Source organism: Bradyrhizobium sp. BR 10261 (genome assembly GCF_019455395.1).
GTDB lineage: Bacteria > Pseudomonadota > Alphaproteobacteria > Rhizobiales > Xanthobacteraceae > Bradyrhizobium > Bradyrhizobium manausense.
Genome location: NZ_JACOFQ010000017.1, coordinates 29879 through 48399, shown reverse-complemented (window position 1 = coordinate 48399; position 18521 = coordinate 29879). Strand labels below are relative to the sequence as shown.

Genomic DNA, 18521 nt, shown 5'->3' with positions numbered 1-18521 from the left:
CGTGACAAAATTGCGAAGCAATTTTGCACTGCTGCGACGAAGCAATCCAGACTGCCTCTGCGGAGAAACCTCTGGATTGCTTCGCTTCGCTCGCAATGACGGAGGGTGGAGCTAGCTGGTCTGCCGGTTGCGCCAGAAATTCACGACGCGCTCGGCGGTCGATGGCATCAGGCGGGCGAAGTTCAGGCGCGCCTGCTCGAGATCGGCAGCACCAGGGGTGCGATGCGGCCCGTACCACATCAGGATCAGCGCGCGCACCGTCGGCCAGCCCAAATTCAGCACACGGCCGACGACCAGAATCGGATCGTAACGGTCGCCCGCGAGCAGGCGATCGAGCATCGGCAGCCTGACGCCTGACATCGCCGAGAGCGTGGCAACCGATTCCTCGTATTTGTGCGCCTTGGCGAAGCCGAGCAGCGCGCTCTCGCCGAGATGGCCGCCGCGATGCAGACCGAGCACCGTGCGTTGCGCGTCCGAGAAATCACGTCGCGGCCCGGGCGGCAGCGAAGCCTCCTCGATCGCCGCCATCGCGCGCTTGATCTCGACCTGACGCGTCGGATTGACCACCGTGGAAAGGCGACGCCTGATGACGTCGAGCGTGCCGTCCAGAAGCTCCTTGAGGTGCTCGCCCGAAAGATCCTCGCGCTGGCCGATCTTGAGCGTCAGCACGCCGTCCTGGCTCGCACGCTTGATCAGCTCCGAATAGCCGCCCGGCGAGAAATGCGCGCCGGCGTTGCCGGCGGCGCGGCGCACCACGTCGCGATCGCCGCGCTGGATCAGCACGTCGGTGATCTCGGTCGACAAGGTCGGCCGCTCCGTCATCGCCAGCAGATGGCCCTGGCCTTTCAGCCGGGCGATCTCGACAAGCGCGGCTTCATCGAGCACGGGCGAGCGGCGCAGCACAGGACCCGCCACCATGATCTCGTTTTCACGCGCAAGCTGGCCGACCAGATGAGGCGGCGCATTGTCCAGCCGCGAGAAGCGCTCGGCGAGATCGACCCGCGCGGCAAGCTCGGCATGCGGGACCAGATCGATCAGGAGATTGTCGAAGAGATCGACCAGCTCGGGACGGAGATTTGAAGCGTCCTGGAAGAACAGCGCGGAGATAGCGCTCGCGATCTCGCCACGACGCCGGGGATCGCCGCGTTTGACGATATCGTCGAGTCCGGGAATGAGCGACGTGGCAACGGTCATGGAACGCAAACTCGAATCTGGCACGCCGTGGGCGCGCCATAGCTCGAGCCGCTCCACAATTGCGGAATCTAGGCCCCCTTCGTGAAAGAAGCGTTGCTCCCAGGGGCGACGGCCGGCGTCGGCGCTCCCAGGGGCGCCGCTCGGCGCTCCCAAGGGGCGACGGCCAGAGGCGCAAAAAGCCCGCATCCGTCTGCGATGGGCCTTGTCCGGGCAGTCGGAAACGGCTATATCAACGGCAATTCATCTTCTCATACGATCCGCGTAGTGAGAGTGGGCCCGAAAGGACCCGCTCTTTTTTATTACCTGAACGCGGCTCGGCGGAAGATTGCGGCCCGACGCTGTCGGGAAAGTTCCGAAGCGGGCTTTGTCCTCTTAGCCAAGCGTTAACCATCGAGCGCCTTGACCCCTGATATGACTGGACCGACCACTGGTTCCACCGATGCCGAGTTGCTGGCCGAGCCGAGGCTCGTGGTCGAGCCGGGCGTGGCGGCACGGGTGTCTGCGGTCGCGGCGCCGGTGCTCGAGGGCATGGGTTACCGCCTGGTGCGGATCCGTATTTCGGGCGAGGCCGGCTGCACCGTGCAGATCATGGCCGAACGGCCTGATGGTTCGATGCAGCTCGAGGATTGCGAGGCGATTTCGCGGGCGCTGTCGCCAGTGCTCGATGTCGCCGACCCCATCGACCGCGCCTATCGGCTGGAGATCTCCTCGCCGGGGATCGATCGGCCGCTGGTGCGCCGCTCCGATTTCGAGCGCTATTCCGGCCATCTGGTGAAGATCGAGATGGCCGTCGCCCATGAAGGCCGCAAGCGGTTCCGCGGCATTCTCGGTGCCGTCGAAGGCGACCGCGTGCACCTGCGTCGCGACGACGCCAAGGCGGGCGACGATGCCGACGTGCTGCTGACCATGGAAGATATCGGTGAGGCACGGCTGGTGCTGACCGATGAGCTGATCGCCGAATCGATGCGCCGCGGCAAGGCCGAGGAGCGCAAGATGCGCCGCGATCTCGGTCTGGAGCCGCCGCAGGCACCCCACGCCGAGATCAGTGCGAAAATCACCAAGAACACCAAGCCGAAAAAGAAGCCGGCACCGACCAATACCAAGAAACATCGCCTTGCCGCCGAACGCGCGCGGCGCGGCGAGATCGAGCCTGACGAAGGAGACTAGCCATGGCAGTCAGCGCCAATCGACTTGAATTGCTCCAGATCGCCGACGCCGTCGCCCGCGAGAAATCGATCGATCGCGGCATCGTCATCGCGGCGATGGAAGATGCCATCGCCAAGGCGGCGCGCGCCCGTTACGGCAGCGAGACCGACGTTCACGCCGAGATCGACCCGAAGAAGGGCGAGCTGCGGCTGTCGCGCCACATGCTGGTGGTCGACAAGGTCGAAAACCACTCCAACCAGATCTCGCTGATCGACGCGCAGCGCGCCAATCCGGGCGCCCAGGTCGGCGACACCATCGCAGACACGCTGCCGCCGCTGGAATATGGCCGCATCGCCGCGCAATCGGCCAAGCAGGTGATCGTGCAGAAGGTGCGCGAGGCCGAGCGCGACCGACAATATCAGGAATTCAAGGACCGCATCGGTGACATCGTCAACGGCGTCGTCAAGCGCGTCGAATATGGCAGCGTGATCGTCGATCTCGGCCGCGGTGAAGCCATCATCCGCCGCGATGAGATGCTGCCGCGCGAAGTGTTCCGCAACGGCGACCGCGTCCGCGCCTATATTTTCGACGTCCGGCGCGAGACCCGCGGACCGCAGATCTTCCTGTCCCGCACCCATCCGCAGTTCATGGCGAAGCTGTTTGCGCAGGAAGTGCCTGAAATCTATGACGGTATCGTCGAGATCAAGGCGGTCGCCCGCGATCCGGGCTCGCGCGCGAAAATCGGCGTGATTTCCCGCGATTCCTCGGTCGATCCGGTCGGCGCCTGCGTCGGCATGCGCGGCTCGCGCGTGCAGGCCGTGGTCAACGAATTGCAGGGCGAGAAGATCGACATCATTCCCTGGTCGCCCGACATCGCGACCTTCGTGGTCAACGCGCTGGCGCCGGCCGAAGTGTCCAAGGTCGTCATCGACGAAGACCGCGAGCGCATCGAGGTCGTGGTGCCCGATACCAACAACCAGCTCTCGCTGGCGATCGGCCGCCGCGGCCAGAACGTGCGCCTCGCCTCGCAGCTCACCGGCTGGGACATCGACATCCTGACCGAGCAGGAGGAATCGGAGCGCCGCCAGGCCGACTTCGAGAACTCCACCCGCGTCTTCATGGAATCGCTCAATGTCGACGAGGTGGTCGGCCAGCTGCTGGCGTCCGAAGGCTTCACCTCGGTCGAGGAACTCGCGATGGTGGACCTCAAGGAACTCGCCAGCATCGAGGGTTTCGACGAGGAAACCGCGCAGGAGCTGCAGAGCCGTGCCCGCGAATATCTCGATCAGCAGGAAGCCGAGATCGAGGCCAGGCGCAAGGAACTCGGCGTCGAGGACGCCGTGAAGGACGTGCCCGGCGTGACCTCGAAGATGCTGGTGAAGTTCGGCGAGAACGACATCAAGACAGTCGAGGACCTCGCTGGCTGCGCCACCGACGATCTGGTCGGCTGGACCGAGCGCAAGGAAGGCGGCGAGCAGACCAAGTTCGCCGGTGCGCTCGACGGCCTCGGCATCTCGCGTGACGATGCGGAAGCCATGATCATGCAGGCTCGCGTCAAGGCCGGCTGGATCACCGAGGCTGACCTCGCCAAGCCGGCCGAAGAGGCTGACGCGGCCGAAGATCAGCCGGCTTAAGGGCAAAGGAGAATGTCGCCCGGATGCTTGCCAGCGTTGACAGCGAACTTGACCATGGACCGCGGGCCGAAAGGTCCGCGACCATGCGCATGTGCGCGGTCAGCCGCGAGGTCCGGCCGATCGATGAGCTGATCCGCTTTGTCGTATCGCCTGCCGGCGATATAGTTCCCGATCTCAAGCGCAAGCTGCCTGGACGCGGCATGTGGGTGACCGCCTCGCGCCAGGTGGTTGCGGAAGCGGTGCGGCGTCACCAATTTAGCAAGGCCTTCAAGCGCGAGCTGCGCACTCCCCAGACGCTTCCCGCCGACATCGAGGCGCTCCTGGTCCGGAGCGTGACCGAAGCCCTTGGGATTGCCGCCAAGGCGGGCCAGATCGTCACCGGATTCGGCAAGGTCGAGAGCGCCCTGAAGGAAGGCACGGTCGAGGTCCTGATCCACGCCAGCGACGGGGCCGCGGACGGAATCCGCAAATTGGACATGCTGGCACGGCAAAATGCCGGAAATCGCGGTACCAAGCCGCAGATTCCCGTCATCACCGCCCTGAAATCGGTAGAATTGGATTTGGCACTGACCCGGTCAAATGTGATACATGCTGCCCTGCTCGCGGGCCCGGCGAGCAAGTCATTCCTGTCACGTAGCCAGATGCTGGTCCGATACCGGATGGCGGACGCTGACAAGACTGCCGAAAAGCCCGGCCAGGATTTCTGAGAGACAACGAGACGACCCGATAGGACGGTGCGGAAACGCACAACACTGAATAAATCAGGATTAGGACTGCTGAATGGTTGATACCAAGACCCCTGACGACAAGAAGCTGAGCGTTCCGAGCAAGACGCTATCGCTCAAGCCGCGCGTCGAAACGGGCACTGTGCGCCAGAGCTTCAGCCATGGCCGCAGCAAGCAGGTCGTGGTCGAGAAGCGCGGCAAGCGCCGCATCGACGGCACCCCTGAGCCGCAGGCCCCCACGGTTGTCGCAAAGCCGGCGCCGGCTGCGCCCACGCCCGCCCCGTCACGCCCGGTGCCACCGCGCAACGCCGGCTCCGGCGTCGTGCTGCGTACCTTGACCGAGGACGAACGTTCCGCTCGCGCCAGCGCGCTCGCTGACGCCAAGGTTCGCGAAATCGAAGAGCGCCGCCAGGCCGAGGAAGAGGCCCAGCGCCGCGCCGTCCGCGAGGCCGCCGAACGCGCCGAGCGCGAAGCCGCCGAATCCCGCCGCAAGGCCGAGGAAGAGCGCCACCGTCACGAGGACGAAGCCAAGCGCAAGGCCGAGACCGAAGCCAAGAAGCGTTTTGGCGAAGGCGAGCAGCCGGCGGCCGGCGCGCGTCCCGCCGCCGCGGCTTCGGCCCCCGCGGCCACCGCCCCGCGCCCCGCGCCGACCACGACGCGTCCGGGGGCGACGACCACCGCTCGCCCGGCAACCACCACGTCACGGCCGGGCGGCCCTGTCGGTCGCACGCCCGCCGTTGCGGCCGGTCCGGACGAGGACGATGGTCCGCGCCAGATCCGCCGCGGTCCCGGCGGCGCCGCGCGTCCTGCCGCGGCCCCGAAGACCACGCACAAGCCCGGCCCGCAGAAGGAGCGCGGCCGTCTGACCGTCGTGACCGCTCTCAACGCGGACGACGTGCGCGAGCGCTCGATCGCCTCGTTCCGCCGCCGCACCCAGCGCCTGAAGGGCCATGCCTCGAACGAGCCGAAGGAAAAGCTCATTCGCGAAGTGACGATTCCGGAAGCGATCACCATCCAGGAACTCGCCAACCGCATGTCCGAACGCGCGGTCGACGTCATCCGCATGCTGATGAAGCAGGGCGCGATGCACAAGATCACCGACGTGATCGACGCCGACACCGCGCAGCTGATCGCCGAAGAGCTCGGCCACACCGTCAAGCGCGTCGCCGCGTCGGACGTTGAAGAGGGTCTGTTCGACCAGGTCGACGATTCCACCGATACCGAGACGCGTTCGCCCGTCGTGACCGTGATGGGCCACGTCGACCACGGCAAGACCTCGCTGCTCGACGCGCTCCGCCATGCCAACGTGGTGTCGGGCGAAGCCGGCGGCATCACCCAGCATATCGGCGCCTATCAGGTGCTGTCGCCCGAAAGCGGCAAGAAGATCACCTTCATCGACACGCCCGGCCACGCCGCGTTCACCGCGATGCGCGCCCGCGGCGCCAAGGTCACCGACATCGTCGTGCTGGTGGTCGCGGCCGATGACGGCGTCATGCCGCAGACGATCGAAGCCATCAATCACGCCAAGGCGGCCCGCGTGCCGATCATTGTTGCCATCAACAAGATCGACAAGCCCGATGCCAAGCCCGAGCGCGTCCGCACCGAGCTGCTCCAGCACGAGGTGCAGGTGGAATCCTTCGGCGGCGAAGTCGTCGACGTCGAAGTCTCCGCCAAGAACAAGACCAATCTCGACAAGCTGCTCGAGATGATCGCGCTCCAGGCCGAAATCCTCGACCTGAAGACCAATTCGGAGCGTCCGGCCGAAGGCACCGTGATCGAAGCCAAGCTCGATCGCGGCCGTGGTCCGGTTGCAACCGTGCTGGTCCAGCGCGGCACGCTGCGTGTCGGTGACATCATCGTCGCCGGCGCCGAGATGGGCCGCGTCCGTGCGCTGATCTCGGATCAGGGCGAGACCGTGGACGAGGCCGGGCCGTCGGTGCCGGTCGAGGTGCTCGGCTTCAACGGTCCGCCGGAAGCCGGCGACCGTCTCGCGGTCGTCGAGAACGAAGCCCGCGCCCGCCAGATCACCAGCTACCGCGCGCACCAGAAGCGCGAGAACGCGGCAGCCTCGATCTCAGGCATGCGTGGCTCGCTCGAGCAGATGATGTCGCAGTTGAAGACGGCGGGCCGCAAGGAATTCCCGCTGATCGTCAAGGCCGACGTCCAGGGCTCGCTGGAAGCGATCCTCGGCTCGCTGGAGAAGCTGGGTACCGACGAAGTCGCAGCCCGCATCCTGCATGCCGGCGTCGGCGGCATCTCGGAATCCGACGTGACGCTCGCGGAAGGCTTCAACGCCGCGATCATCGGCTTCTCGGTTCGTGCGAACAAGGAAGCCGCTGCCGCCGCCAAGCGCAACGGCATCGAGATCCGCTACTACAACATCATCTACGACCTCGTGGACGACGTGAAGAAGGCGATGAGCGGCCTGCTCGCGCCGACCTTGCGCGAAACCATGCTGGGCAATGCCGAGATCCTGGAGATCTTCAACATCTCCAAGGTCGGCAAGGTTGCCGGGTGCCGCGTCACCGACGGCACCGTGGAACGCGGCGCCAATGTGCGCCTGATCCGCGACAACGTCGTCGTGCACGAAGGCAAGCTGTCGACGCTGAAGCGCTTCAAGGACGAGGTGAAGGAAGTCCAGGCCGGCCAGGAATGCGGCATGGCCTTCGAGAACTATCACGACATGCGTGCCGGTGACGTGATCGAGTGTTACCGCGTGGAGACGATCCAGCGCTCCCTGTAAGTCCAAATCTTACCGAAGCGCCCGGATCTTTTTGAGCTGAAATTGCGGGAGTGCGATGGCCGGATTTTTTCCGGCCATCCACGCTCCATTCGTTTCAACAGGACAAATGACAATGCTCGTGCCCAAACGCGGGCACGTTGAGGTGATTTTCGACCATGCCACGGCATCATCAGAAGAAGAGTTCCGCGCCCGGCGGCTCGCAGCGTCAGCTGCGCGTCGGCGAGCAGGTTCGCCACGCGATAGCCGATATTCTGGCGCAAGGCAGCGTGCATGATGCGGACCTCGAAGGCCACATCATCACCGTGCCGGAGGTGCGGATGTCGCCCGATTTGAAGCTCGCGACAATCTACGTGATGCCGCTCGGTGGCCGCGACACCGAGCTCGTCATCACTGCGCTCGATCGCAACAAGAAATTCCTGCGCGGCGAAGTCGCGCGGCGCGTTAACCTGAAATTTGCACCTGACATTCGCTTCCGCGTCGACGAACGATTCGACGAAGCGGAACGGATCGAGAAGCTTTTGCGAACACCTGCGGTGCAGAAGGACTTGGACAAGAATCCGGATCAGCATCCGGATTCGGATCGGGAAGAAGAACAATGACGATGAACCCCGCTCACGGCGCGATCGGCAGCGATGAGGTCGATACGCGCGAGGCGCAGCAAAATAGTTTCGCGGATATCGGCGGCAATGGAGAGCCGCATCGGGAGGCGCGTCGCGTCAACAACGATCCGCGTGCGAACAAGCAGAAGGGCAATCAGGTGCGCCGCGATCGTCGCGACGTGCATGGCTGGGTCGTGCTCGACAAGCCGATCGGCATGACCTCGACGCAGGCCGTTGCCGTTCTCAAGCGCCTGTTCAACGCCAAGCGCGCCGGCCATGCCGGCACGCTCGATCCGCTCGCCTCCGGCGGACTGCCGATCGCGCTGGGTGAAGCCACCAAGACGGTTCCCTTCGTCATGGACGGCCGCAAGCGCTACCGCTTCACCGTGTGCTGGGGCGAGGAGCGCGACACCGACGATATCGAAGGCCGGGTCACCGCCACATCCGACCAGCGCCCGACCCGGGAGGCGATTGAAGCGCTGCTGCCCCGTTTCACTGGAATCATCGAGCAGGTTCCACCACGCTATTCCGCGATCAAGGTCCAGGGCGAGCGGGCCTATGACCTCGCCCGCGACGGCGAGGTCGTGGAGCTGGCCCCCCGTCCGGTCGAAATTCACCATTTAACCCTTGTAGATCAACCAGATAACGACAGGGCCGTGTTCGAGGCCGAGTGCGGCAAGGGCACCTATGTCCGGGCACTCGCCCGCGATATGGGCCGGATTCTCGGCAATTTCGGCCATATCTGCGCGCTGCGGCGGACCCTGGTCGGCCCATTCAGCGAAAATGACATGATTCCGCTGGATCAGCTGGAGGCTTTGTGCGATAGAGCCGCGTCCGGCGAGGGAAGCCTCGCCGACGCGCTGATGCCCGTTGAGACCGCGCTGGACGACATCCCGGCACTGGCCGTCACTCGGGCTGATGCGGCAAGGCTCCATCGGGGCCAGGCCGTTTTGTTGCGCGGACGGGATGCGCCCACAAGTAGCGGCACAGTCTATGTCACGGTGGCAGGCCGTCTTTTGGCGCTTGCTGAAGTTGGCAATGGCGAAATCATCCCCAAGCGTGTGTTCAACCTGACCGGCTTGACTGCCTCAACCGGTCGCAACGAGAGAAATTGACGATGTCGATTGCCGCAGAACGCAAAGCGGAAGTCATCAAGACGAATGCCACCAAGGCCGGTGATACCGGCTCGCCCGAGGTTCAGGTCGCGATCCTGTCGGAACGCATCAACAACCTGACCAACCATTTCAAGACCCACGTGAAGGACAACCATTCGCGTCGTGGTCTCTTGAAGCTGGTCTCGACCCGCCGCTCTCTCCTCGACTATCTGAAGAAGAAGGACGAGGCGCGGTACAAGGCGCTGCTCGAGAAGCACAACATTCGTCGCTAGTTCTTGCGCGCGCCACTGGCGCGCGTTTTTGCGCGTGATTTCGAGCGAAAGCGCTTATTGCAGGGTTTTTGATCGAGGCTCACGCGTAAGTCCGGTGTGAGCGATGTTTCGCATCCGGGGGCATGAGCAGCGAAGACCAAAGGTTCGGTGTTCGCGAACGTGCCGACTGACAGTCCAGCAGCAATCCGGCGGCTGGGCGCAACGGGCAAGGTGCCCGTATGACCCGAAAGGATGGACGCCATCCGACATCCAAAAACCATGGCAGGATCGCAGGACGCTGATCGCCCGCTCCGATCAGCGTCCTGCAATCTTGACATGGTTTTTGTTTTTCGAGCCGTCCCTTCTTTCGAGAACCCATGAAAGAAGACCTCTATGTTCAATAAGCATTCAGTCGAGATCGACTGGGGCGGACGCCCTCTCAAGCTCGAAACCGGCAAGATCGCACGCCAGGCCGACGGCGCCGTCATCGCCACCTATGGCGAGACCGTGGTGCTCGCCACCGTCGTCGCGGCGAAAGCGCCGCGTGAAGGCGTCGATTTCCTGCCGCTGACCGTCGACTACCAGGAAAAGACCTACGCAGCTGGCCGCATTCCCGGCGGCTATTTCAAGCGCGAGGGCCGTCCGACCGAGAAGGAAACGCTGGTCTCCCGCCTGATCGACCGTCCGATCCGTCCGCTGTTCGTCGACGGCTGGCGCAACGAGACCCAGGTGATCGCCACCGTGCTGTCGCACGACATGGAGAACGATCCCGACATCGTCGCGCTGGTGGCCTCGTCGGCCGCGCTGACGCTGTCAGGCGCCCCCTTCAAGGGCCCGATCGGCGCCGCCCGCGTCGGCTTCGCCAATGACGAGTTCATCCTCAACCCGACGCTCGACGAGATGGTCGACACCCAGCTCGACCTGGTCGTCGCCGGCACCGCGGATGCCGTGCTGATGGTGGAATCGGAAGCCAAGGAGCTGAACGAAGACATCATGCTCGGCGCCGTGATGTTCGGTCACCGCCACTTCCAGCCGGTCATCAACGCGATCATCGAGCTCGCCGAGAAGGCCGCCAAGGAGCCGCGCGAAGTCACCGTGATCGACAACGCCGCGCTCGAGAAGGAAATGCTCGGCCTCGTCGAGGCGGAGCTGCGCGCCGCCTACGCCATTCCGGTCAAGCAGGATCGCTACGCCGCGGTCGGCAAGGTCAAGGAGAAGGTGATCGCCCACTACTTCCCCGAAGGGCAGGAGCCGAAATACGACAAGCTGCGGGTTGCCGCCGTGTTCAAGGAGCTCGAGGCGAAGATCGTTCGCTGGAACATCCTCGACACCGGCAAGCGCATCGACGGCCGTGACGTCAAGACCGTGCGCAACATCGTCGCCGAAGTCGGCGTGCTGCCCCGCGCCCACGGCTCGGCGCTGTTCACCCGCGGCGAGACCCAGGCGATGGTCGTGACCACGCTCGGCACCGGCGAGGACGAGCAGTATATCGACGCGCTGTCGGGAACGTACAAGGAGACGTTCCTGCTGCACTACAACTTCCCGCCCTTCTCGGTCGGTGAGACCGGCCGCCTCGGCGGCACCAAGCGCCGCGAGATCGGCCACGGCAAGCTGGCCTGGCGCGCGATCCACCCGGTGCTGCCGCCCCATCACGAATTCCCCTACACCGTGCGCGTCGTCTCGGAGATCACCGAATCCAACGGCTCCTCGTCGATGGCTTCGGTCTGCGGCGCCTCGCTCGCGCTGATGGACGCCGGCGTGCCGTTGAAGCGGCCGACCGCGGGCATCGCGATGGGCCTGATCCTCGAGGACAAGCGCTTCGCGGTTCTCTCCGACATCCTCGGCGACGAGGACCATCTCGGCGACATGGATTTCAAGGTCGCAGGTACCGAAGCCGGCATCACCTCGCTCCAGATGGACATCAAGATCGAGGGCATCACCGAGGAGATCATGAAGGTCGCTCTCGGCCAGGCCAAGGAAGGTCGTATCCACATCCTCGGCGAGATGGCGAAGGCGCTCACCAACGCCCGCGCCGAGCTCGGCGAATACGCGCCGCGCATCGAGACCTTCAAGATCGCCACCGACAAGATCCGCGAAGTGATCGGCACCGGCGGCAAGGTGATCCGCGAAATCGTCGAGAAGACCGGCGCCAAGGTCAACATCGAGGACGACGGCACCGTGAAGGTCGCCTCCAGCGACGGCGAGGCGATGAAGGCCGCGATCAAGTGGATCAAGTCGATCGCGTCCGATCCGGAAGTCGGCCAGATCTATGACGGCACCGTCGTCAAGGTGATGGAGTTCGGCGCCTTCGTGAACTTCTTCGGTTCGAAGGACGGCCTCGTCCACATCAGCCAGCTCGCCGCCAACCGCGTGCAGAAGACCTCCGACGTCGTCAAGGAAGGCGACAAGGTCAAGGTCAAGTTGCTCGGCTTCGACGACCGCGGCAAGACCCGCCTGTCGATGAAGGTGGTCGACCAGACCACCGGCGAAGACCTCGAAGGCAAGGACAAGGGCGGCGAGGGCGAGAAGGCTCCGCGCGAAGCGGCCGGCGAGTAATCCCTTCTCACATCGGAAACACGAAAGGGCGGCCGAGAGGCCGCCCTTTTTGTTTGTCGCGTCACACGAACCGCTCGGGCGTTCACCTCTCCCGCAAGCGGGAGAGGTGAAGTACTCACGCCGCGAGGTCGAACCGGTCGAGGTTCATCACCTTGGTCCAGGCCTTGGCGAAATCGGCCACGAACTTCTCCTTCGAATCCGAGGTCGCATAGACTTCGGCGAAGGCGCGGAGCTGCGAGTGCGAGCCGAAGATCAGATCGGCGCGCGTGCCGGTCCACTTCACCGCATTGGTCTTGCGGTCGCGCCCCTCATAGGAACCGTCGGCCACTGGGGTCCACGCCGTGCTCATGTCGAGCAGGTTGACGAAATAGTCGTTGGACAGCGTGCCCGCCTTGGCGGTGAAGACGCCGTGCTTCGACCCGTTCGCGTTGGCGCCGAGCACGCGCAGGCCGCCGACCAGCACGGTCAGCTCAGGACCCGTGAGCTTGAGAAGCTGCGCGCGATCGACGAGCGCTTCCTCCTCCCGCAGGAACTGATGCTTCTTGCCGACATAGTTGCGGAAGCCATCGGCCCGCGGCTCCAGCGGCGCGAAGGAGGCCGCGTCGGTCTGTTCTTGCGACGCATCCATGCGGCCCGGCGTGAAGCCGACCTTGACGTCGACGCCGGCATCTTTCGCCGCCTTCTCGACCGCGGCTGTGCCGCCGAGGACGATGAGATCGGCGAGCGAGACCTTCTTGGCGCCTGAGGCCGCGTTGAAGTCCTTCTGGATCGCTTCGAGCTTGCCGAGCACCTTGGAGAGCTGGGCCGGCTGGTTGACCTCCCAGTCCTTCTGCGGGGCAAGGCGGATGCGCGCACCGTTGGCGCCGCCGCGCTTGTCCGAGCCGCGGAACGTCGAGGCCGACGCCCAGGCGGTCGAGACCAGCTCGGACACCGAGAGACCCGAAGCCAGGATCTTGGCCTTCAGCGCGGCGATGTCCTGATCAGAGACCAGCTCGTGATTCACGGCCGGAATCGGATCCTGCCAGATCAGCGTCTCCTTCGGCACCAACGGGCCGAGATAGCGCTGGATCGGACCCATGTCGCGATGGGTCAGCTTGAACCAGGCGCGGGCAAACGCGTCCGCGAACTGATCGGGGTTTTCCAGGAAGCGACGCGAGATCTTCTCATAGGCCGGATCGAAGCGCAGCGAGAGGTCGGTCGTCAGCATCGTCGGGCGATGCTTCTTCGACTTGTCGAACGGATCGGGAATGATGGCGTCGGCACCCTTGGCCGTCCACTGGTTCGCACCGCCGGGGCTCTTCGTCAGCTCCCATTCGTACTTGAACAGGTTCTCGAAGAAGTTGTTGCTCCACTTCGTCGGCGTCGTGGTCCAGGTCACTTCGAGGCCGCTGGTGATGGTATCACCGGCGAGGCCCGTGGCGTGCTTGCTCTTCCAGCCAAGGCCCTGATCTTCCAGCGCGCCCGCTTCCGGCTCGGGACCAACCAGCGACGGATCGCCGGCGCCATGGGTCTTGCCGAAGGTGTGGCCGCCGGCGATCAGCGCAACGGTTTCTTCGTCGTTCATCGCCATGCGGAAGAAGGTCTCGCGGATGTCCTTGGCCGCGGCGACCGGATCCGGCTTGCCGTCCGGGCCTTCCGGATTGACGTAGATCAGGCCCATCTGCACCGCGCCGAGCGGCTCGGCGAGCTGGCGTTCGCCGCTGTAGCGCTCATCGCCGAGCCAGGTGCCTTCCGGACCCCAATAGAGCTCTTCCGGCTCCCAGACATCGGCGCGACCACCGGCGAAGCCGAACGTCTTGAAGCCCATCGACTCCAGCGCGACGTTGCCGGCGAGCACCATCAGATCGGCCCAGGAAATCTTGCGACCGTATTTCTGCTTGATCGGCCAGAGCAGCCGGCGCGCCTTGTCGAGGTTGGCGTTGTCAGGCCAGGAGTTGAGCGGAGCAAAACGCTGCTGACCGGCACCCGCGCCGCCGCGGCCGTCGGTGATGCGGTAGGTGCCGGCGCTATGCCAGGCCATGCGGATCATGAGGCCGCCATAGTGACCGAAATCGGCGGGCCACCATTCCTGCGAATCCGTCATCAGGGCGGTCAGGTCCTTGATGACCGCATTCAGGTCGAGCGTCTTGAATTCCTTGGCATAGTCGAACGCCTCGCCCATCGGATCGGACAGGCTGGAATTCCTGTGCAGCATGTCAATGCTGAGATTGGTGGGCCACCAGTCGCGGTTCGCTGGCACGCGTTTGCCGCCCGAAAACGGGCACTTCGAAGTGTCGTCCATGAATACCTCCTCTGGTGGCGTCCGACTGCGCCATTGACCAGGTCGAAACACTCTAAGCGTCGCCTTCGATCAGGGGAAGTTGACTTTAATGATCGCTGCGATAGGTTTTTCTGATGATCAATCTGACGCTGCGCCAGCTGCGCTATTTCGACGCGCTCGCCCGCCATGGTCATTTCGGCCGCGCCGCGGAAGCCTGTTCCATCTCGCAGCCGGCGCTGTCGATGCAGATCAAGGAATTGGAGGAGGCGCTCGGCGGGCTGCTGCTGGAGCGCAGCGCGCGCCAGGTTGCGCTGACCCGGTTCGGCGAGGAGCTCGCCCAGCGCGTCCGCGACATCCTGCGCTCGGTCGATGAACTCGGCGATTTCGCCCGCGCCTCACAGAACCGTTTTGCCGGGCGCCTGCGCATCGGCATGATCCCGACGATCGCGCCCTATCTTTTGCCCAAGATCACCAAGAATCTGACGCGCATGCATCCGGAGCTCGACATCCGCGTGCGCGAGACGATGACACCGCGGCTGATCCAGGAGCTGGTCGAAGGCCGGCTCGACACCGCGATCGTCGCCCTGCCGGTCTCCGAGCCCTCGCTCACCGAGGTCGCCCTGTTCGAGGAGAAATTCCTGCTGGTGCGGCCGGGCACGGATGCGGGCACCCCGGTGCCGTCGCGCGAGATGATGCGCGAGATGCGGCTGCTGCTGCTCGAGGAAGGCCATTGTTTCCGCGACCAGGCGCTGTCGTTCTGCAATATGCAGTCGGCGCCGCCGCGCGAGATGCTGGATGCGAATTCGCTGTCGACGCTGGTGCAAATGGTCAGCGCCGGCATCGGCGTTACCTTGATTCCGGAGATGGCGGTGTCGGTGGAGACGCGATCGGCGTCGGTGTCGCTGTCGCGCTTCCGCGACCCCGAGCCCTCGCGCACCATCGGCATGGTCTGGCGCAAGACCAGCCCGCTGGCGCGCCAACTGCTGCAGATTTCCGAGGTGGTGTGCCTGTCGGCCGGCAAGGTGCGCGCGCGGCCGACCGCGCGCAGCAAGGCTTGAGCCGTGACGTCAGATCCCATCATCCGGCCTGCCGGCGCCGATGAATATGACGAGATCGGCCGTGTCTGGATGGAGAGCTGGGTTTCCACGGGTCTGGCCGAAGCCAGCGAATTCCTGCTGGCCAATTTGCGCGCCCGCGTCCGGCGCGAGATCGAGGACGGCTGGAGCCTGTTCGTCGCCGATGATCAGGGCACCATCGCCGCGATGCTGGCGCTGCATCTGCCAAACCACTATCTCGACATGCTGTTCGTCGGGCCCGCCTATCAGGGTCAATCGCTCGGCCGGAAGCTGCTCGCCTTCACGCGCACGCAAATGCCCAACGAGATCTACCTGCGCTGCGTTCGCGAGAACGAGAAGGCCTGGCGCTGGTATGAGCGCGAAGGCTTTGTGTTCGAGAAGGAAGAGGTCGAACCGTCGAACGGGTTCGTGATGAAATACTACCGTTGGGAGCGCAAACGGAACTCGCCATGATCAAGCTCTACTGGTCACCGCGCTCGCGATCGTTCTCGACGCTCTGGCTGATGGAAGAGAGCGGGCTGCCCTATGAACGGGTGCTGACCGACATTTCGACCGGCGCGCAGAAGGCACCGGACTATTTGAAGATCAATCCGATGGGCAAGGTGCCGGCGCTCAGCGACGGCGATGCCGCGCTCGGCGAGGCCGCGGCGATGTGCGCTTACATTGCCGACCGCTATCCCGAGACGAAGCTGGCGCCAGCCGCGACCGACCCGCGCCGCGCGCGCTATCTGCAATGGCTGTTCTTCTCGCCCAGCTGCATCGAGCCGGCGATCATCCAGATCTTCCGCGGTGCGCCGGTTCAAGATGGTGCCGTCGCGCGTTTCCTTCGATACCTATATCGCAAGCTGCATGGCGCGGCCGGCGTTTCAGCGCGCGGAGAAGATCGCGGCGGGCTAAGCGAGCTCTCGTAGGGTGGGCAAAGCGCAGCGTGCCCACCACTTGGTTGCGATGATTGAAAGATCGTGGGCACGTCGCTGACGCTCCTTTGCCCACCCTACGTCACTACGGCACCTACTCCGGCGCCTTCAGATCATCCGGCCTTGGCATCAGCACGATGTTATAGCCACTATCGACATAGTGGATCTCGCCGGTCACGCCGCCGGAGAGATCCGACAGCAGATACAGCGCCGAGCCGCCGAGCTCGTCGAGCGTGACGCCGCGACGAAGTGGCGAATGCTTTTGCATGAATGCAAACATCGCGCGCGCCTCGCCGATGCCGGAGCCGGCGAGCGTACGGATGGGGCCGGCGGAGATCGCGTTGACGCGGATGCCGCGCGGTCCGAAGTCGGAGGCGAGATAGCGCACCGAGGCTTCCAGCGCCGCCTTGGCGACGCCCATCACGTTGTAGTTCGGCATCGACCGCTCGGAAGCGCCGAAGGTCAGCGTGAGCATGCTGCCGCCGTCCGTCATCAGTTCGGCCGCGCGCTTTGCAACCTCAGTGAAGGAGAAGCAGGAGATCACCATGGTGCGCGAAAAATTCTCGCGGCTGGTGTCGGCATAGCGTCCCTTCAGCTCGTTCTTGTCGGCGAAGCCGATGGCGTGGATGACGAAATCGAGCTGGCCCCATTTTTCGCGAAGCACGGCGAAGGTCGCATCGACGCTGGCGATGTCCTCGACGTCGCAGGGCAGCACCAGCTCCACGCCGAGGGACTCCGCGAGCGGCTTGACACGCTTGCCCAAAGCTTCGCCCTGGAAGGTGAAGGCAAGCTCGGCGCCGTGGGCATGCAGCGTCTTCGCCATGCCCCAGGCGATCGAATGATCATTGGCGATGCCCATGATCAGACCGCGCTTGCCTTTCATTAAGCCTTCCATTGCTTCTTAACTCCACTATTCGGTGTCGTCGCCCGCCTCGTGCGCGCTTGCGCACTGGGGCGGGCGATCCAGTATTCCAGAGACCGTCGTGAGAAATCGAGAAGCCGCGGCGTACCGGATGCCCCGCTCCCGTGCGCAATTGCGCACTAGGCGGGGCATGACAGCGTGCGCCGTCACACGTCCATCCGGCTGAACACCAGCGTGGCGTTGGTGCCGCCGAAGCCGAACGAGTTCGACAGCACGGTGCCGATTTTGACGTTGTCGATGCGCTTGCGCACGATCGGCATGTCGGCAAACACAGGATCGAGCTCCTGGATGTGCGCGCTCTCGCAGATGAAGCCGTTGTTCATCATCAGCAGCGAATAGATCGCCTCCTGCACGCCGGTCGCGCCCAGCGAGTGGCCGGTCAGCGCCTTGGTCGCCGAGATCGGCGGGCACTTTTCGCCGGCGCCGAACACGCGACGCAGCGCGTCGATTTCCGGCGGGTCGCCGGCCGGCGTCGAGGTCGCGTGCGGGTTGATGTAGTCGACCTTGGTCTTTACCGTCGACATCGCCATGCGCATGCAGCGCTCGGCACCTTCACCCGACGGCGCGACCATGTCGTAGCCGTCCGAGGTCGCGCCATAGCCGACGATCTCGCCGTAGATCCGCGCGCCGCGCGCCTTGGCGTGCTCGAGCTCTTCCAGCACCAGCACACCGGCGCCGCCGGCGATGACGAAGCCGTCGCGGTTGACGTCGTAGGGACGCGAGGCTGTGGCGGGCGTGTCGTTGTACTTCGAGGACATCGCGCCCATGGCATCGAACAGCACCGACAACGACCAGTCGAGTTCCTCGCAGCCGCCGGCGAAGATGACGTCCTGCTTGCCAATCTGGATCGTCTCATAGGCATTGCCGACGCAATGGTTCGACGTCGCGCAGGCTGACGAGATCGAATAGTTCACGCCCTTGATCTTGAACCAGGTCGCAAGCGTTGCCGACGCCGTGGACGACATCGCCTTCGGCACCGCAAACGGACCGACGCGCTTCGGTCCCTTGCTGCGGGTGATATCGGCGGCTTCGACGATGGTGCGGGCGGATGGACCGCCGGAGCCCATGATGATACCGGTGCGAATGTTGGAGACTTCGTCAGGCGACAGACCGGAGTCCTGGATCGCCTGCTCCATTGCGATGTGATTCCACGCGGCACCCTGGCCGAGGAAACGCATCGCACGGCGGTCGACGACCGTCGATGGATCGAGCGTGGGCGCACCTTGCACCTGCGAGCGGAAACCGAGCTCGGCATATTTCTCGGCCCGCGAAATGCCCGACTTCGCCTCGTGAAGGCTTGCAAGCACTTCCTGGGTGTTGTTTCCGATCGACGAGACGATACCCATCCCGGTGACCACAACCCGCCTCATGACAGCCTCGCCT

Annotated in this window: 14 protein-coding genes and 1 pseudogene; 11 read left to right on the top strand and 4 right to left on the bottom strand. The window is 64.5% G+C overall.

The window, feature by feature from the left end; translation table 11 throughout:
• Positions 1–111: 111 nt before the first annotated feature.
• Positions 112–1194, bottom strand: a complete 1083-nt coding sequence (locus HYH07_RS20595) for a DUF2336 domain-containing protein (RefSeq protein WP_220004212.1) — start codon at positions 1192–1194, stop codon at positions 112–114.
• Positions 1195–1605: 411 nt separating this feature from the next.
• Between HYH07_RS20595 and rimP the strand changes: the two genes are divergently transcribed.
• From rimP to pnp, 8 genes are all read left to right on the top strand, one after another.
• Positions 1606–2361 carry a ribosome maturation factor RimP gene (gene rimP / locus HYH07_RS20590; protein WP_220004211.1) on the top strand — a complete coding sequence of 252 codons (756 nt, stop codon included), beginning with the start codon at positions 1606–1608 and terminating at the stop codon, positions 2359–2361.
• Between the two features lie 2 nt (positions 2362–2363).
• The gene (gene nusA, locus HYH07_RS20585) at positions 2364–3974 is read left to right on the top strand and encodes a transcription termination factor NusA (protein ID WP_194478656.1); all 1611 of its coding nucleotides are present in this window, start codon (positions 2364–2366) and stop codon (positions 3972–3974) included.
• 23 nt (positions 3975–3997) lie between these two features.
• The gene (locus tag HYH07_RS20580) at positions 3998–4681 is read left to right on the top strand and encodes an RNA-binding protein (protein ID WP_220004210.1); all 684 of its coding nucleotides are present in this window, start codon (positions 3998–4000) and stop codon (positions 4679–4681) included.
• A 73-nt stretch (positions 4682–4754) separates the two neighbouring features.
• On the top strand, positions 4755–7442 hold the full coding sequence (infB, locus tag HYH07_RS20575; protein ID WP_220004209.1) for a translation initiation factor IF-2: 2688 nt from the start codon (positions 4755–4757) through the stop codon (positions 7440–7442).
• Positions 7443–7597: 155 nt separating this feature from the next.
• Positions 7598–8041, top strand: a complete 444-nt coding sequence (gene rbfA, locus HYH07_RS20570) for a 30S ribosome-binding factor RbfA (protein WP_220004208.1) — start codon at positions 7598–7600, stop codon at positions 8039–8041.
• On the top strand, positions 8038–9156 hold the full coding sequence (gene truB, locus HYH07_RS20565; protein ID WP_220004207.1) for a tRNA pseudouridine(55) synthase TruB: 1119 nt from the start codon (positions 8038–8040) through the stop codon (positions 9154–9156). The genes rbfA and truB overlap by 4 nt, the downstream gene beginning before the upstream one ends.
• A gap of 2 nt (positions 9157–9158) precedes the next feature.
• Positions 9159–9428, top strand: a complete 270-nt coding sequence (gene rpsO, locus HYH07_RS20560; protein WP_008540131.1) for a 30S ribosomal protein S15 — start codon at positions 9159–9161, stop codon at positions 9426–9428.
• 372 nt (positions 9429–9800) lie between these two features.
• A complete protein-coding gene (pnp, locus tag HYH07_RS20555; RefSeq protein ID WP_220004206.1) occupies positions 9801–11963 on the top strand; it encodes a polyribonucleotide nucleotidyltransferase in 2163 nt (720 codons plus the stop codon).
• Between the two features lie 115 nt (positions 11964–12078).
• On the opposite strand, the gene katG is transcribed toward pnp, so the two are convergent.
• A complete protein-coding gene (gene katG / locus HYH07_RS20550; RefSeq protein WP_220004205.1) occupies positions 12079–14244 on the bottom strand; it encodes a catalase/peroxidase HPI in 2166 nt (721 codons plus the stop codon).
• A 113-nt stretch (positions 14245–14357) separates the two neighbouring features.
• Here katG and HYH07_RS20545 point away from each other — a divergent pair, with 113 nt between their 5' ends.
• The 3 genes and pseudogenes from HYH07_RS20545 (at position 14358) to HYH07_RS20535 (ending at position 16196) form a co-directional block, all read left to right on the top strand.
• A complete protein-coding gene (locus HYH07_RS20545; RefSeq protein ID WP_220004204.1) occupies positions 14358–15281 on the top strand; it encodes a hydrogen peroxide-inducible genes activator in 924 nt (307 codons plus the stop codon).
• A gap of 69 nt (positions 15282–15350) precedes the next feature.
• Positions 15351–15752 carry a GNAT family N-acetyltransferase gene (locus HYH07_RS20540; RefSeq protein ID WP_228749678.1) on the top strand — a complete coding sequence of 134 codons (402 nt, stop codon included), beginning with the start codon at positions 15351–15353 and terminating at the stop codon, positions 15750–15752.
• Positions 15749–16196, top strand: a pseudogene (locus HYH07_RS20535) (glutathione S-transferase family protein). Before HYH07_RS20540 ends, HYH07_RS20535 begins: the two are co-directional and overlap by 4 nt.
• A 114-nt stretch (positions 16197–16310) precedes the next feature.
• Here HYH07_RS20535 and fabI read toward each other — a convergent pair.
• The gene (fabI, locus tag HYH07_RS20530; RefSeq protein ID WP_220004202.1) at positions 16311–17111 is read right to left on the bottom strand and encodes an enoyl-ACP reductase FabI; all 801 of its coding nucleotides are present in this window, start codon (positions 17109–17111) and stop codon (positions 16311–16313) included.
• A 173-nt stretch (positions 17112–17284) separates the two neighbouring features.
• On the bottom strand, positions 17285–18508 hold the full coding sequence (gene fabB / locus HYH07_RS20525) for a beta-ketoacyl-ACP synthase I (RefSeq protein ID WP_057752357.1): 1224 nt from the start codon (positions 18506–18508) through the stop codon (positions 17285–17287).
• Between the last annotated feature and the right edge of the window lie 13 nt (positions 18509–18521).